The sequence below is a fragment of the Amycolatopsis sp. 195334CR genome, assembly GCF_017309385.1.
Lineage (GTDB): Bacteria > Actinomycetota > Actinomycetes > Mycobacteriales > Pseudonocardiaceae > Amycolatopsis.
This window is the reverse complement of the sequence record NZ_JAFJMJ010000003.1, coordinates 723,346-738,917: the sequence shown is the minus strand read 5'-3', so window position 1 is coordinate 738,917 and position 15,572 is coordinate 723,346. Positions and strand designations below refer to the sequence as shown.

Here is a 15,572-nt window from a genome sequence, read left to right as displayed (position 1 = left end):
GGTGGCGAGGCGTACGAATTCGTGCGAAACCGCTGCACCCGGTTGTTTCTCCGGGATTCCCGGCAAAGGGTGCTGGGGTCAGCCGGGGAACCGCGGGTGGACCCGCGTCGTCGGAGGGTGGGTGGGTGTTACATTCCGACGACGAAAGTCACGCGAGGCGTGCGGGGGACCAGGGTGGAGTTCGCGAGAAGGGGCCTGAGCGCGGACGTCGGGCCCTATCGGCTGCTTGCCTCGCTCGGTACCGGTGGCATGGGACGGGTCTCCCTCGCCCGGGCGCCGGATGGGCGGCTGGCGGCGCTCAAGCAGGTCCACCCGGCCCTCGCGCACGACCCCGGGTTTCGCGAGCGCTTCCGCCACGAGGTCCTGGCGTCGCGGCGGGTTTCGGGGGCGTATACGCCGCCGGTCCTGGATGCGGATCCTGACGCGCCGGAACCCTGGCTGGCGTCGTTGTACATCGCGGGGCCGACGCTTCAGGAGGCGGTCGACGCCGCCGGACCGCTGCCCGAGGACGTGGTGCGCAGGCTCGCGGTCGGACTGGTCACCGCGCTGGCCGACATCCACCGCGCGGGGCTGATCCACCGGGATCTCAAGCCCAGCAACGTGTTGCTCGCCGCCGACGGGCCGCGGGTGATCGACTTCGGCATCGCCAGGGCGAGCGAGGGCGACTCGGAACTGACCCGGAGCGGCGCGATCATCGGCTCGCCGGGATACCTCTCACCCGAGCAGGCCCAGGGACAGCGGCTGACCCCCGCGAGCGACGTGTTCTCCCTCGGCGGCCTGCTGGTGCTGGCGGCGACGGGCCGGGCCCCGTTCACCGGCCGGTCGACGCCGCAGACCCTGTACAACGTGGTGCACCTCGAACCCGACCTGGCCGCGGTGCCGCCCGCGATCCGGTACCTGGCCGAACCGTGCCTGGCCAAGGACCCGCTGCGAAGGCCGTCACCGAGCCAGCTCCTCGATGCGGTCGGTGCGCTCGCGCCGAGCCCGCGACCGTGGCCCGATGCCGTGCACGCGCTGATCACCGGCCGCGAGAAGGCGGCATCGCGCGCGCTGCGCGGGCGGCGAGGCAAGATCGCGGCGGCCGTGGTCGGCGCCGCTGCCGTCGTCGCCGGTGCGGTGACGGTCTCCGTGCTGCTCGCGCAGTCCACACCGCAGGCGGCCCCACCCGCCGAAGCGCCGGTGCCGCGACCCACGACACCGCCGCCACCACCTCCGCCGCCCGCGCCGCTGAGCGTGGCGGGTCTTCGCCACATCGACCCGTGCAAGGTGCTCGCCGGCCTCGACGTCCGGAACCGCATGGGGTTCACCGGCTGCGCGTTCGTCAGCGGCGGGCAGCACGAGGTTTCCGTTGGCGTGCCGTCCGTGCCGATCCCCGCGGCCGAGGCGACCGAGACCGCCACCGTGGCGGGCATGCCGGCCCTCGTCCGCGCCGAGTCGGACCGGGTACGGGACCGGTGCCGCGCCACGGTCGCCCTGCCTGACGATCCGGAATCCGCGCTCAGCGTGGACGTCGCCCGCGACGACGCGGCCGGTGCGACCGCCGAGCTCTGCGAGGACGCCAAAGCCAAGCTGGGCGAGGCCGTCCTGGCCATCACCGGCGGCAGCGCCCGGCTGCCGGACGAGAACACCACGCTGGGCAAGGTCGACGCCTGCGCGTTGCTCACCGACCTCGAAGCGCAGCCGATCTTCGGGGTGCTGCCCACCGACCGGTTCAGCAGCACCTCGCACAGCTGCACGTGGTACGTCGCCGACTCGGCCTCGGTCTCCGTCCAGCTCGACTACTACGATTCGCCGCCGAACGCGGACGAAACTCGCGGTGAGCGGATCACCATCGGCGGCATGACCGCGTACCAGCGGTCCTTCACCGAAACGGAGCCGGACGTCTGCGAACTGCGCTGGCTCCAGCACGGGACCGAAGGGCAGCCGAGGGAGGTCGCGAGCATCCGGGTGCGCCCGCCTGCCGAGGGCAACCCCGTCGACACCTGCCGCCAGGCCAGGGAAGTCGCGGACAAGGTCGTGCCGAGGTTGCCGCGATGAAGCCGCTCGACCCCGCCGAACCGCGTACCGCCGGCCGTTACCGGCTGCTCGCCTCGCTCGGCGAGGGCGCCATGGGCCGGGTGCTGCTGGCACTGTCACCGGACGGGCGGCTGGCCGCGCTCAAGCAGATCCACCCGGAGTTCGCCCACGACAACGGTTTCCGCGACCGGTTCCGCCACGAGGTGGAGGCCTCGCGCAAGGTCTCCGGTGCCTACACCGCCGCGGTGCTCGACGCCGACGCCGATGCCGAGGTTCCTTGGCTGGCCTCGGTCCACGTGCCGGGGCCGAACCTGCGTGAGGCCGTCGACGCGGCGGGACCGCTGCCGCCCGAGGCCGTCCGGTACCTTGCCGCCGGGCTCGCCACCGCGCTGGCCGACATCCACCGCGCGGGACTCGTGCACCGCGATCTCAAGCCGGGCAACGTGTTGCTCGCCGCCGACGGGCCCCGCGTGATCGACTTCGGCATCGCCCGCGCCGTCGAGGGCTCGGATCTCACGAGCACGGGTGCCATCATCGGCTCGCCCGCGTTCATGTCCCCGGAGCAGGCCACGAGCGGGGTGCTCACCCCGGCGAGCGACGTGTTCTCGCTCGGCGCGCTGCTGGTCATGGCGGCGACCGGGCGGGCCCCGTTCACCGGGAACACCGCGGCGCAGACCCTGTACAACATCGTCCACACGCGACCGGACCTCAGTGGACTCCCGCCCGGGATCGCCGAGCTCGCCGAGCCGTGCCTGGCCAAGGAGCCGGCACTGCGCCCGACCCCGCGGCAACTGCTCGGCCTGCTGGGACCGGTGCCGCCCGGCGCGGGCTGGCCCGACTGCGTGCGCGACCTCATCGCGGCACAGGACGCGCGGATCCGCGAGGTGCTGTCGTGGCCGGTGCCCGAACCGCTGAAACGCTCGCGCGGCAAGGTCACCGCCGTGCTGGCCGGAGTGCTCTGCGCGGCCGCGGTGGCGTTCGCCGCGACGGCCGGTTTCGAGGACGTGATCGGCGGCCGGGCCACCGCGTTGCCGCTACCGGTGGGGGATGCGCTGGCCGACGCACGACTGCGCCAGGTGGATCCGTGCCGGGTGCTGGACGGGGTCGAACTGGACCCGGTCGGCGAGTTCACCGCGTGGCGCTCCGAAGAGCCCGGCGAATGCACCTACGAGACCTCCGAAGCCGACCTCAACGTCTGGCTGACCATCGGGATGGACAGCGACGCCGGCACCGAATCGGGCCGGGACGCCGGGGTGGACATCGACGGCCTGCCCGTGCTGCTGACCGATGTGGACACCGGCTGCGGCGCGCTCGTCCAGACGCCCGCGCGTCCCGAACTGGGCATCGGGATCCAGTTCCCCACCGGCACGGCCGACACCTGCGCTCCGGTGACGGCCGTGCTGCGCGTCGTCGTCGACCGGCTGCGCACGGAGGTGTTCCGCTGGGAAGCCCCTCCGCACAGCGCTTTTCTCGCGGATCCGTGCTCCCTTGTGGACGGTGAAACGGCGCGGTCGGCGGTGGGTGGCGCCACCAAGGCCACCCCGTACCTCCTGCGCGGCTGCCGGTGGGAAGGACCATTCGGCACCATGAGCCTGGGGGTGACGCAGGGAGAACCGGGCAAACCCCCTCGCGATGCCGGGGACCCCACGAAGGTCGACGGGACCGACGCCTATCTGTCGCAGGTGAACACCGGCCACTGCGTGCTCACCTGGACGCAACGGCAGATCGACGACCAGCGCACGGAAGTCCTCGAAGTGACGTCGAACCGGACCGGCGATCCGTGCGGTACCGCGACCGCGTACGCCAGGGCGATCATGGCGAAGCTGTCCGGGTGAACCCGAAGCGTCACCGGGCGAGTTCCGAGTATTCGCCGGCTGGTTCCTGCACGACCTTGTGCCTGGGTGAGAAGAACGTGACCGACGACGGCCAGCACGAGGGTGCCCGAGACGACGTAGCCGGTCGAATCCGGTGCGTCAGCCGGTGCCGCCGCACGCGAGAATATGGTCCACTTCGGCGACGAGGTGTCCCAAGGCACCCGTGATCCCGGTCGCACGTGGCGTCAGTGACCAGCCGTCCTCATCGAGTTCGACCGTCAGCCGCGCGTGTTCGGCGGCGGCGTTGGTCCGAGCGATGACGACGGGCGAGTGGTGCAGGCTCAAGGTGTGCGCGAACGACGCGTGCCAACAGGCGTTCTACGACCACTCCCGCGCTCGGACGGGCCGCTGGTGTTCGATGCGAACCTGCGGCAACCAGTCGAAGCAGAAAACTTGGCGCCACCGCAATTCGCCGGGAGTTTCCGGCGTCAGCTGGTGAGGCGCCGCGCTTCGGCCATGACCTCGGCGTCGAGGTCGCCGGTCGGCCGCTCGTCGTAGTCAGCCATGTCGTAGAGGTCGTCCAGCTCGGCCAACCGCTCGGCGAGGTCGAGCGTGGTGTGCCCGAAGGCGCAGTGCGCCCAAGACGTCAGTCGCCGGGGAGTGAGCACCTGCGCCAACGTCTGTGCCGCCATCGCGCGCAGACCCGCTTCACGGGCGGCGGGCGTGTCCCGTGGGTGGAAGTCGAGACCGACCTCGTGCAGCGCGGCTTCGAGGTACTCCGGGACCTCGGCGTCGGCGTCGCGCACCGACACCGCGGCGAGCATGCACAGCGACAGTCCGTCGAACCCGGCCACCAGCAGGGTGCACGCCGCCCGTACCAAGGCATCCGCGCCGACCTGGCCGACGTACCACAGGCCGAGCGCGGTACGCAGTTCGCTCACGGCGGTTTCCGGGTTCACCGGGCCATTGTCGCCGGAGGTCGTGGTCGCGGTCACCTGGTTTCCGCCGGTGTCAGGGGAGAGGGGTGACGCGCCAGCCGGAGTCGAAGGTCAGGTCGAAGCGGTCGCGGGCACCGAAGGCGTCGGCCACGGCGAGGGTTCCCGCGGCCCGCACCGCCGACTCGTCCAGGTCGGTCAGGTACGCCAGTGCTTCGACGATCTCCACCGCGTGACCGTCCACATCGGTGCCCAGGTCGCGCAGCAGGTCGAGCCCGTCGCGCACGCCGGCCAGCGCTGCCTCGACGAATTCGGCGTCGGCCTTGGCCTGCAGCGAAGCCTGGTCGCCCGCGGGGATGGCCCAGGACACCGACGGCGTGGTCGCGGGGACCGTGCGGACCTTCACGTGGCCGAAGTAGCCGCGCCCGTTCTTCTGGCGCTGCAACCTGAACTCGCCGGTCACCCGGGCCTCCTCGTGTCGAACAGGTGGTAGACGCTGTGGTGGAAGTAGTTCTCCGGGCCGAACCGGCCGGTGCCCCGGCGGATGTGCTCGTAGTCGTGGTTCCCGCCCTGCTGCCACAGCTCCGTCGCCGCGTCATCGTCCATTGTGGTCATGTCCGCCGACCGCAGCCCGTCGAAGTCCTCGCCGCGGATGCGGTGCTCGATGATCTCCAGATCACTCGGCGCGCCATCGCGGTTCCGGACCATATCCAGGTAGCGCTCCGCCTGATCACGGGTTTCCCACGCGTAGAGACCGTCACCGAGTTCGCTGCGCGGCCTGCCCTGCGCGTCCACACCGGACGGCCACGGTTCACCACCGTCGTTGATCAGGCGGTCGGCGTCGGACCGGCCCTGCACGCTGTAGTAGGTGCGGCACGGGGAAAGCCCGGTCGGGTCGATCGCGGCGGTGGGGTTGGGCACGTAGGCGTGCGGGTTCGGCCCCGGCGCCAGCCCCATCGGGTCGGTCGAGACGTACCGGCCGGTTTCCGCGTCGTAGTGCCGGAAGTGGTTGTAGTTCAGGCCGGACTCGGGGTCGAAGTACTGACCGGGGAAGCGCAACGGGGTGCCCGCCGGCTGCGCCGCCGAGCCGACGTCGTGCCCCCAGATCGTCGACCGCCGGCGCCAGCCCAGTGAACCGGCCGCGTCCACCAGCTCGGTCGGGGTGCCCACCAGGTCGGTCACGATCGAGAAGAACTGGCTGTCGACCCAGCCCTGATCCGCCGAGCGCACGCGTTCCACCTGGGAAACGGCCCGGAAGGTGCCCGGCTCCCAGTTCCAGGTGAGCGCGTGCCCGCCGGAGTGCACCTGCTCGGCGAGCTGCAGGCCGTCCCAGCAGAAGTCCGTGCGCTCGGCCACGGTGTCCCCGTGGCCGAGCCGGAGCTTGGCGATCCGCCTGCCCAGCGGGTCGTACAGGTAGCGCCAGCGGCTCCCGTCCGGGGTGACCACGCCGGTGAGCCGGTCGTCGGCGTTCCAGGAGTAGTGCCAGCTCTCGGGTTTGGCCGAAAGCCGCTTCCGCTGCCGGAGCACGACGCGTCCCTGGCGGTCGTGCTCGTAACGCACCTTCCCGGCCCGCGTGAGCAGGGTGCCGGTGTACGCGCGCTCACCGTGGGCCTCGGGATCGCCGCCGGTCCAGCCCGCGGCCCGCACGTTCCCCGTGCTGTCGTAGGCGTATTCCTCGGTCCAGCCCGCTCCGTGCACGGCGGTGACCCGGCCACCGTCGTCCAGTTGGAACGACCGCGGGCCGTCCAGCTGGTCGTTCACCCCGACGAGGTGGCCGTCCGCGCGGTAGGCGAACTCCCGCCGCTGGATGAGCCGGGCCCGGCCACCACCGGCCACTGTGGACACCGTCTGGTGCGCCAGCCGGTGGTTCGCGTCCCAGGACTGGGCGATGATGGTGCCGGTGTCCAGCAACCGCTCGACCTCGCGGCCCGCCGCGTCGTACCCGAAGCTGACGGTGTGCCCGGCGGTGGTCAGCACCGCGGGCAGGCCGCTTTCGCCGTACTGCCAATGCGATTCCGCACCGGTCGGGGTGCGCCGGGAGATCCGTCGTCCGGCCGCGTCGTAGGCCGAGGTCACCGCGTGACCGTTGACGGACTCGGAGATCACCCGGCCGAGAAGGTCACGGCTCAGAACCAGGTCGGCGTCGGCGTTGCGGGCGCGGACCAGCCTGCCGACCGGATCGTATTCGAACGACTCGACCAAGCCGCCGTACTGCCGCTCCAGCATCCGTCCCGCGCGGTCACGGACGAAGCCGATCCGTTCGCCGAGCCCGTTCGTGCGCCCGGTGAGCTGCCCCGCCTCGTCGTGTTCGTACTGGACGCGCCTGCCGTTGAAGTCGGTCTCGGCGACCAACCGGCCCGCCGCGTCGTATTCGTAGTGCCATTCGAGGTTCTGCGCGTTGGTGACCGTCCGGAGCCGGAGCGCCGCGTCGTAGGTGAACCGCAGGCTGCTGCCGTCGGTCCTGGTTTCCACCGCGGGCAGGTCGAAGTGCGTGGTGCGCACCGAAACGCCGCGTCCGGCGGCGTCCTGGTATTCGACCTCGTTGCCTTCCCCGTCGTACTGCCAGCGCTCGACGCTCCCGTCCGGCGCGGTCCTGGACAGCAGCTTGCCCTCGACCGTCCAGGCCATCCGCGCGGTCGCGCCGGTCGCGTCGGTCACCGAGATGATCCGGCCGAACTGGTCGCGCTGGTACCGGGTGACGCCGCCGCGCACGTCGACCTCGGCCAGCGGCAGGCCCGCCGCGTCGACCTCGGTGCGGCGGGTGCGGCCCAGCGCGTCGGTGACCGAGGCGAGCTGCCCGTTCTCGTGGTAGGTGCAGGTTGTCGTGGCGCCGGTGGGGTCGGTGATCGAGACGACCCGGCCCGCGTGGTCGTAGCTCCGCCGCCAGACCGCGCCGTCCGGGTCCACGGTGACCGTCGGGCGGCCCAGTTCGTTGTGCTCGGCCAGCGCCTGGGTGCCGTCCGGACGGGTCAGCCTGGTGAGGTTGCCGTCCTGGTCGTACTCGTAGCTCGTGCGGCGGCCGAGCGGGTCGGTCCGGCTGACCAGCCGGTCGTCCGCGTCCCACTCCTGCAGCCAGGTGTGCCCGAGCGGATCGGTTTCGGCGACGACGTTCTTCCGCTCGTCGAAGCGATAGGTGGTGCTGTTGCCCAGCGCGTCGGTGAAGCGGGTGCCGTCCTGGTCGTAGCTGAACGTCCCGTTGAGGAAGCCGCCGGAGCCCTGGTTCGCGACGCACCGGCCCCGGGCGTCGTAGAGGTACCGGTACCACTCGCCGTTGCGGTCGGTCCACTGGACGATCCGGCCGGCGAGGTCGTACTCGAAGCGCAGCGGGCGGCCGGAGGAGTTGACGACCTCGGTGAGCCGTCCGCGTTCGTCGTAGCCGTACCGGACCAGCACGATGCCGGGGCCCGCCGGTTCGGCCAGCCGCAGCGCGACGGCGCGGCCGCCGTCGTGGTCGAACTCCACCCGGTAGCCGCCGGAGTGCTGGACGGCCAGCGGCTGCCCGGAGCCGTCGCGCTCCACGGTGATCCGGTTGCCGCTGCGGTCCTCGATCGCGGCCAGTGGCGCGACCGGGCCCGTGTCCGGGAAGTGCAGGCTCTGTCCCGAATCGCGCTGCACGGTGAACCCGTCGCCGGACCGGCTCAGCGGCCAGCGCGGTCCCGCGGCGGGCAGCACCGAACCGGTTTCCGGTGGGGTCGGGTAGGCCAGCAGCATGCCGTCCTCGGCGACGAACAGCACGCCTTCGGTGTCGAACTCCAGCCGCTGGTCCACGGTGGACGCCCAGGAGGGGCCGAAGGTGAGCCCGGCCCGGTAGGACGAGATGTGCGTGCGACGCAGGACCAGCGACAACACCCCGGCGAGTTCGACGTCGGTCTGCGGCAGCACCATCTCGCCGGTGGCCACGTCGATCGGGTCGTTCTCGCACTTGCGCTGGTCGATCGGGGTCTTGGTGTCGTTGACGTCGTCCGGGCGGTTGCTGGGGGAGTCGCTGCCGGGGTTGTTGCTGCCGGGTTTGCCACTGTCCGGGGTGGTGGGGCTGTCGGGGGTGGTGTCGGTGCCGGAGGGGGTGGTGTCGGGGGAGTTCGGGGTGGTGTCGGGGGTTTTGGTGGTGTTCGGTTTGGTGCTGGAGGGGGTGGTGCTGCTGCCGGGTTTGCCGCCCTTGCGCAGCATCTTGGACAGCTTCTCGATGATCTCGCCGAGTTTGTCGATGATCTTCTTGATTTTCGGGGAGACGTTGCCGATGGTTTTGACCAGCTTGCGGATGAACTCGCTGATCTTGTTGATGGTCTTGGTGATCGCGGTGGTGGCTTGGACGGCGATCACCGGGGTGGCGAAGCCGAGGGTGCCTGCGGCTTCGAGGGCCCAGGTGATGAGCTTGCCGACGAGCTCGGCCACCAGGTCGCGCACCAGCTCGCGCACGGCGGCGACGACGGTGCCCATGATCATCACACCGGCGGAGATCCCGTCCGCGAGCGAGGCCGCCCCGGCCAGGGCATCAGCCTGCTCAGCGGCGGCGCCTCGGTAGGCCTCGGCGCCTTCGCCTTGCCAGCCGGCGGTGCCGTTGGTGACTTCGTTGCCCAGGTCTCCGGCGATGGCGTTGACTTCGGCGGCGACGTTGGCCCAGGTGTCGGAGAACGACTGGATGACCGGCGGATCACCCGCCAGCCAGTCGAGCGCTTCCTTCAGCGGCTGCACATGTTCGATCAGCCAGGACACGCCGTAGGAGGCGAGGGTGCCGATGGGATCGACGACCAGGGAGAGCACTTCGAGCCCGACCCCGACCGCGCCGAGTCCGGCTTCGACCCAGGAGCCATCGGACACGCCGTTGGCCAGATCGACCGCGGACTCGGCGATCCCGATCCCGGTCACCCCGGTCGTCTGCGACTGAGCCTGCGCGACCAGCGGATTCCCCTCAGGCATGCACTCTCCCTTCCGATCCGCACTCTACGACGCCGTTCCGGCCACCCGGGTTCCACCCGGCGCCGATGGACCGTCCGATGTGGACCGCGTGGCGTACCGCCCGGGGCGGGGTGGCGGCCATCTGGCTCTTGCGGGTGCGGTATGCCACGTTGCAAGCTGAACGCGCCGAGGAGGTGATCGAGCCTCCCCGCATCCTCAACCGGAGGTCACGTGAGCGAGTACGGAATCGACCGGCGCACCGTCCTGCGTGGTATGTCCCTGCTGGGGGCGACGGGGGCGGCGACCAGCCTTCTCGGCACCACCCCGGCCGGGGCCGCGCCCGAGGCGACCCCGTTCGACCTGCACTTCTCCGTCACCGAGCAGTTCCGCCCGTTCGACCTCATCGCACCGGGGTTCGTGCAGTACGACTCGGCGGTGACGCCACGGCAGGAGACCCGCGGCACCCTGGTCACCACCGGGGTCCGGCCGCGGGCGCCGTTCGGCACGGTGACCGTCGAGGTCCGGCGGCTGGACGGGGACGCCGGGGTGGTCGCCGGGTTCGCCGGGGACAACGCCTCCGTGCTGGGCGCCTACGACGCGGGCACCGGCACGGTCAGCATAGAGGTCACCCGGGGCGGGACGACCAGCGTGGTCAAGACCGCGCCCGCGGCACTCAAGGCGCCGTTCGGCTTCGCCGTGGTGCTCAACGAGAACGCGGTCACCGTGCTGGCCGACACGACCGGCACCGGGACCGGCTGGCAGCCCCTGCTCACCGCACGCGACCAGGTCCGGGCCCGCATCGACCTGCGCGACCCGCAGGTGCTGGGCACCCTGAGCTACGCCTACGGCGGGCGCGGCGGCGGGTCCACGCTGCTCGGCCGGGTGCGGGCCGGCTACTTCGGCCAGGCCGGGGTGCGCGACCCGCACGTGGTCCAGCACGCCGACGGCAGGCCCTACCTCAAGGACGGCAAGCTGTACCTGACCATGACCAACGCCGGGCTGGGCTTCTTCCAGCAGGCGCACTGGGCGGTCTGGACCATCGACCTGGCTGATCCGACCAATGTCGAACAGGTCGCGACGCTGTTCTTCGCCCGCGACGGGGTCGTGCTCGGCGACCACGCGGGCCAGCTCGTCTACGACGACGAGCGGCGGCGGTTCATCGTCCTGAACAGCTCGTGGGGCGACTTCGCCTTCAACGGGGTGCACATCCGCCACACCACCACCCGCGCCAACCTGCTCTCCGGCGTCCACGTGCTGGCCACCGAACGGCTGCCGCTGCCCACCGAGGTCAGTTCCTGGGACCCCGCGCTGACCAAGATCAACGGCCGGTGGCACCTGGCCTTCGTGGAAAGCCCGGCCCAGCAGCCCTCGTTCGTGTTCCACCCCGCGCTCGCGGCGGGGCCCCGCGGCGCCGACTACGCCGACGGCCTCGAACTGGTCGGCGCCGACCTGTCGGTCGACCAGACCGAGGGCACCATCATCCAGCGCATCGGCGGCCAGTGGTACGTGCTGGCCAGCGACGGGGACGCGCGCCAGTACCCGGTCTACGACCTGAAGATGCGCAAGCTGGGCGTGCTCGACGCCCCGTACGGCACCAACATCCCGCACCCGATGCTGGTGCGGGTCAACGGTTCCTGGTGGCTGCCGACGTTCAACGGCACCCAGTACGCCGAGCCGGTGCTCGGCTACGGCGGCCACGGCGACTTCATCCTGATGCGGGCGTAACCGGCCACACTCGCTTGTGGACGGTGGCCGGGTGTCGGGCGTTCACCCGACACCCGGCGGGGTCCGGACGGCTTAGCGTAACCGTCGTCAACGGACCGGGGGCTCCAGGACTGGGGAAAGTCCGGGTACCGCCACCCGTCCACAGTCGCAGAGTGGAGTTGCACATGTCCAAGATCAGGCGATCTCTCGCCTCGTCCGTGGCGGCCGCCGTGGTCGCGGGAACGGCCATGGCCGGCCTGTTCGCCGTGCCCGCGCAGGCCGCCGAGGCGGACGCGTCGAGCCCGATCGCCATCGCTTCGTCCGACGACGGCGCCTGCAAGACGAAGAAGACGGTCGGGAACGCGCGGAACAAGGGAGACGTTTTCCACTCCTACGCCAAGACCGCCATCTTCAAGCACAACCACGTCGGCATCTACTACACGACGAAGACGATCGTGGAGGCGCCGGGCAAGGACAGCAAGAGCAGGTCCGTCACGGCGTCCACGCTGAAGAAGTGCGGCCCCATCTACAAGATGTACGTCAAAGCGAAGCAGTCCAGCCGGGACAAGGCGGCCAACTACGCCTACAACAACTACCGGGGCAAGGAATACGACACGAACTTCGCGCTCAACAAGAGCAGTGACAGCAAGAAGCTGAACTGCTCCGAGCTGGTGTGGAAGGCCTACAAGAACGCCGTGGACATCGAGCTGGACGGCGATGGCGGGCCGGCCGTTTTCCCCGATGACATCAAGGACGACGGCAGCACCGTGGTCTACGCGACCATCAAGTAACGACAGCTGGCCGGGTGGTGCGGCCGGTCGGTCGCACCACCTGTCGTGGGAAAGGACTCGGCACGGTGCGCCTGCCTCGATCCATCGCGCTCGCCGCCGGCGTGCTGTTCGCCGTCACGGCCTGCACTTCACCGGACAGCGAAATAGCGGAAAACATAACGGATCCCGACGTGGTGAAGCTCGGTGAAACGGCCGTCGCCTTTTACCTCAGTTCGGATACTTCCGTCGAGAACCAGGCGGAGAAGCGGCCGGGTTACCTCGTCCTGGTGGGCGCGGACGGGGGAACGCGGCTGGTCGAAACCAGCGGAATGAGCGAACCGCATCTCGCGTGGTCGGAAACCGGGCTGTTCTTCAGCGACGACTCGCGCGACTACATTCTCGGCAAGGACGGTCTGGTCAGCTTCGAGAACAAGAAGGCAAGCCATCAGCAGTCGGCCTTCCCGCTGCCCGGCGGCAACGGTTTTGTCTCGGTCTACAACGACGGCTTCTCCGATTCCGGCTACACCAACCAGGTGGCCGTCACCACCTCGACCGGTTCGCAGCTGTACCCGGTCGAAGGGAACTACTTCATGAACGCGCTGTGCGACGGTGTCCTCAATGGAATCGCCACCGAAGTCGGCACGCACCTCCCGGCTTCGGCCGCTATTCCCGGCATGCGTTCGAAGGCCGATCCCACCGCGGAACCGGAGCTGCTTTCCCAGCTGTACCCGGCGACCGAGGGACAGGAGAAGGTCCTTGCCTGGCGGGGAGCCTTCGACGCCGGAGACCACAACCGCCATGTGCCCTGCCACAACGGCGTCATCACCTTCCTTTCCGACTACGCCGACGCCGACGGCGACTCGCACATGACCGTCGTTTCGTGGGACACCCGCACCGGCAACTACACCGAACAACCACTCGTCGATGCCCAGGGGCGCCCGATCATCGAAGGGCTCGTCGATTTCGAGACGTTCTCTCAGAAGTCCTACGACGCGAGGGCGGTCCGGGAGGGCCACCTCGAATGGCTTGCCGCCGACGGCCGGATCATGCGCACCGCCATCGCGTCCGGCATCACCGAGCCGCGCTTCGATACCGGGTTCCTCTCGGGCAACGACTCGGCGAGCCAGGTGGTCTTCACCGACCGGTCGATCCACGTGATCCAGGAGACCTTCGACGGCGTGTCCCCCGTCAAGATCAAGCGGTTCGACCGGGCCACCGCGGGCCTGGTCACCGAGATCACCGTGCCCGGGCTGGCGCAACAACGCGGCATCGAGTTCAACGTGCGGGGCACGGCCGTGCCGCCCACGGCCTGATCAGCGGCTGAAGGCGGAGGCGTTGTCACGAGCCCACTCGGCGAAGGTGCGGGCCGGGCGGCCCAGGAGGGACTCCACGGTGCCGGTCGTGGGGCCGGGGCGCTCGAGGTAGTCGGCCAGGGAGCCGAGCAGGCGGGCCGGGACTTCCTCGGGCAAGCCCTGCGCGAGCATGCCCTGCCGTACCTGCTCGGGCGGCAGCTCCTGGAAGGACAGTGGCCGGCCGAGCGCGACGCCGATGAGCCGGACCTTCTCGTACTGGTCCAGGGACCGCGGCCCGGTCAGGGTGTGCACCGATTCCGCCGGAATGGTGCCGCGCAACGCCTGTGCGGCGACCGCGGCGATGTCGGCTTCGTGGATCGGCGAGGTGGCGGCGCGGCCGTACGCGCCGCGCACCACGTCGCCCGCCTCGAGCTGAGGTGCCCACGCCAGTGCGTTGGCGGCGAAGTCGGCCAGGCGCAGGACCGTCCACTCCAGACCGGAGTGCGTGACGAGGTCCTCGGCCGACTTGAACTCGGCGGCGAAGCGGGCTTCCCCCGCCGGATGCGCCACGGTGGTGGCCGACAGCAGCACCACCCGCCGCACACCCCGTCCGGCGGCGAGCTCCAGCAGTCCGCCGAGGCCGGGGCCGGTGGCGCGCGGGCTGAGCAGGATCGCCTCGACCCCGTCCAACGCGTTCTCGATCCACTCTGGACTGAACAGGTCGCCGCTGACGACTTTCACGTCGCGGGGAAACGAAGTCCCGCCGACGCCGCGAGTGACCGCGGTGACGGCGACACCCTCGCGCAGGAGCAGGTTCACCACGTGTCTTCCCACGACCCCGTGGGCACCGGTGATCAACATCATGCCGGTCCTCCCGTTCGCTCGTCGTGGATTCACGCGGGGATCTTGAGCGCCGCTTCGGCGGGACGGGTGCGGTGGCGGCGAACGGGGAGCATCGACGTCGGGTGCGAGACGCTCCAGGCCGCGATCCGGCAGATCATCTCCTTGATGCGGACCGCCGCCTTGCCGGTGACCGCGGCCGGTTTGGGCTGGTCGTCCGGGGTGACCCACTGCATGATCGCGTCGTGGCGGCCGAGGCTGAGGCACTGGCCGGTGTAGCCGATCTTGTGCTGGGGGAGCGGCCGCCCGGTGAGGCGCGCGGCGATGGCGTCGGCCGCCTGGTGGGCCGTGGGGACTCCCGAAGCACACGACATCCGCAGCGGCACGCCGTTCGCCCCCGGGGCGTACGCGGCATCGCCGACGGCGTAGACGTCCGGGTGCGAGACCGACCGCATGGTTTCGTCGACGACGATCTGCCCGGTCTCGGCCACCCGCAAGGTTGTGGCCGCGGCGATGGGGTGGACGGCGAATCCGGCGGTCCACACGGTCACCTGGGCCGGGAGGAGCCGGCCATCGGTGGTGACTACGCGCGCCGGCTCGACGCCCGCGACGTCGGTGTGCTCGTGCACGGTGATGCCCAGCCGGTCGACCGCCGCGCGCAGGTGGTTCCGGGCCTTCTCGCTCAGCCAGTCGCCGAGACCGCCGCGCGCGGCGAGCGCGACGTCGAGGTCCGGCCGGGCTTCGGCGATCTCGGTGACGGCTTCGATGCCGGTGAGGCCACCGCCGACGACGAGCACGGTCCCGCCGGCGGCGAGCCCGGCCAGGCGTTCCCGCAACCGCAGCGCGGACCGCTTGCCGGCGACGTCGTGGGCGTGCTCGGTGACGCCGGGGACACCGTGGTCGGCGGCGGCGCTGCCGAGGGCGTAGACGAGCGTGTCGTAGGCGATCTCGCCGGGACCGTCGGCGTCGACGATGCCGACGGTCTTGCCTTCGGCATCGACGGTGGCCACGCGCGCCAACCGCACCCGCACGCCGGTGCCCGCGAAGAGGTCGGCCAGTGCGCGCGGCTTCAGGTCCTGGCCGGTCGCGAGCTGGTGCAACCGGATTCGCTCGACGAACTCGGCGTCGGCGTTGACGAGGGTGATCTCGGTGTCGGCCGGGTGCAAACGCTTGGCGAGGCGCGCGGCGGCGCTCGCTCCGGCGTACCCGGCCCCGAGAACGACGATCTGGTGCTTCTTCATGGCATTCACTCCTGTCTGGCTGGTGGTGCTTCCTGAACCGGGCGGCGGCGCGGAAGCTGACAGG

At 70.7% G+C, this 15,572-nt stretch carries 12 protein-coding genes; 6 read left to right on the top strand and 6 right to left on the bottom strand.

All coding sequences use genetic code 11. The features are described from left to right. The first annotated feature begins 159 nt into the window (after positions 1–159). Positions 160–2,037 carry a serine/threonine-protein kinase gene (locus JYK18_RS40515; RefSeq protein ID WP_374195101.1) on the top strand — a complete coding sequence of 626 codons (1,878 nt, stop codon included), beginning with the start codon at positions 160–162 and terminating at the stop codon, positions 2,035–2,037. Beyond that, positions 2,034–3,851 carry a serine/threonine-protein kinase gene (locus JYK18_RS40510; protein ID WP_206809204.1) on the top strand — a complete coding sequence of 606 codons (1,818 nt, stop codon included), beginning with the start codon at positions 2,034–2,036 and terminating at the stop codon, positions 3,849–3,851. Before JYK18_RS40515 ends, JYK18_RS40510 begins: the two co-directional genes overlap by 4 nt. Positions 3,852–3,989: 138 nt before the next feature. On the opposite strand, the gene JYK18_RS40505 is transcribed toward JYK18_RS40510, so the two are convergent. Further along, a complete protein-coding gene (locus JYK18_RS40505) occupies positions 3,990–4,175 on the bottom strand; it encodes a hypothetical protein (RefSeq protein WP_206809203.1) in 186 nt (61 codons plus the stop codon). Here JYK18_RS40505 and JYK18_RS48360 point away from each other — a divergent pair. Beyond that, positions 4,147–4,329 (top strand): CGNR zinc finger domain-containing protein, encoded by a 183-nt coding sequence (locus JYK18_RS48360; protein ID WP_374195100.1) that lies wholly within the window; start codon positions 4,147–4,149, stop codon positions 4,327–4,329. The genes JYK18_RS40505 and JYK18_RS48360 overlap by 29 nt on opposite strands. Here JYK18_RS48360 and JYK18_RS40495 read toward each other — a convergent pair. The 3 genes from JYK18_RS40495 to JYK18_RS40485 are packed head-to-tail and all read right to left on the bottom strand — an operon-like array spanning position 4,319 to position 9,682. Continuing rightward, positions 4,319–4,825 carry a hypothetical protein gene (locus JYK18_RS40495; RefSeq protein ID WP_206809201.1) on the bottom strand — a complete coding sequence of 169 codons (507 nt, stop codon included), beginning with the start codon at positions 4,823–4,825 and terminating at the stop codon, positions 4,319–4,321. The two genes, JYK18_RS48360 and JYK18_RS40495, sit on opposite strands and share 11 nt — an antisense overlap. 16 nt (positions 4,826–4,841) lie before the next feature. Then, positions 4,842–5,228 (bottom strand): hypothetical protein, encoded by a 387-nt coding sequence (locus tag JYK18_RS40490; protein ID WP_206809200.1) that lies wholly within the window; start codon positions 5,226–5,228, stop codon positions 4,842–4,844. Further along, a complete protein-coding gene (locus JYK18_RS40485; RefSeq protein WP_206809199.1) occupies positions 5,225–9,682 on the bottom strand; it encodes a DUF6531 domain-containing protein in 4,458 nt (1,485 codons plus the stop codon). Before JYK18_RS40485 ends, JYK18_RS40490 begins: the two co-directional genes overlap by 4 nt. 210 nt (positions 9,683–9,892) lie before the next feature. On the opposite strand from JYK18_RS40485, the gene JYK18_RS40480 reads away from it, so the two are divergent. From JYK18_RS40480 to JYK18_RS40470, 3 genes are all read left to right on the top strand, one after another. Then, entirely contained in the window at positions 9,893–11,386 is a 1,494-nt protein-coding gene (locus JYK18_RS40480) for a hypothetical protein (protein WP_307796280.1), read from the top strand. A 164-nt stretch (positions 11,387–11,550) separates the two neighbouring features. Beyond that, positions 11,551–12,156: a YiiX/YebB-like N1pC/P60 family cysteine hydrolase gene (locus tag JYK18_RS40475; protein ID WP_206809198.1), complete on the top strand. Its 606-nt coding sequence runs from the start codon at positions 11,551–11,553 to the stop codon at positions 12,154–12,156. Between the two features lie 65 nt (positions 12,157–12,221). Continuing rightward, a complete protein-coding gene (locus tag JYK18_RS40470; RefSeq protein ID WP_206809197.1) occupies positions 12,222–13,448 on the top strand; it encodes a hypothetical protein in 1,227 nt (408 codons plus the stop codon). Here JYK18_RS40470 and JYK18_RS40465 read toward each other — a convergent pair whose 3' ends face one another. Together JYK18_RS40465 and JYK18_RS40460 are read right to left on the bottom strand one after the other, a co-directional pair. Next, complete coding sequence (locus tag JYK18_RS40465; protein WP_206809195.1) at positions 13,449–14,291, bottom strand: NAD(P)H-binding protein; 843 nt, start codon at positions 14,289–14,291, stop codon at positions 13,449–13,451. It lies immediately after the preceding gene. Positions 14,292–14,320: 29 nt separating this feature from the next. Beyond that, positions 14,321–15,508 carry an NAD(P)/FAD-dependent oxidoreductase gene (locus JYK18_RS40460; protein WP_206809193.1) on the bottom strand — a complete coding sequence of 396 codons (1,188 nt, stop codon included), beginning with the start codon at positions 15,506–15,508 and terminating at the stop codon, positions 14,321–14,323. Positions 15,509–15,572 lie beyond the last annotated feature (64 nt).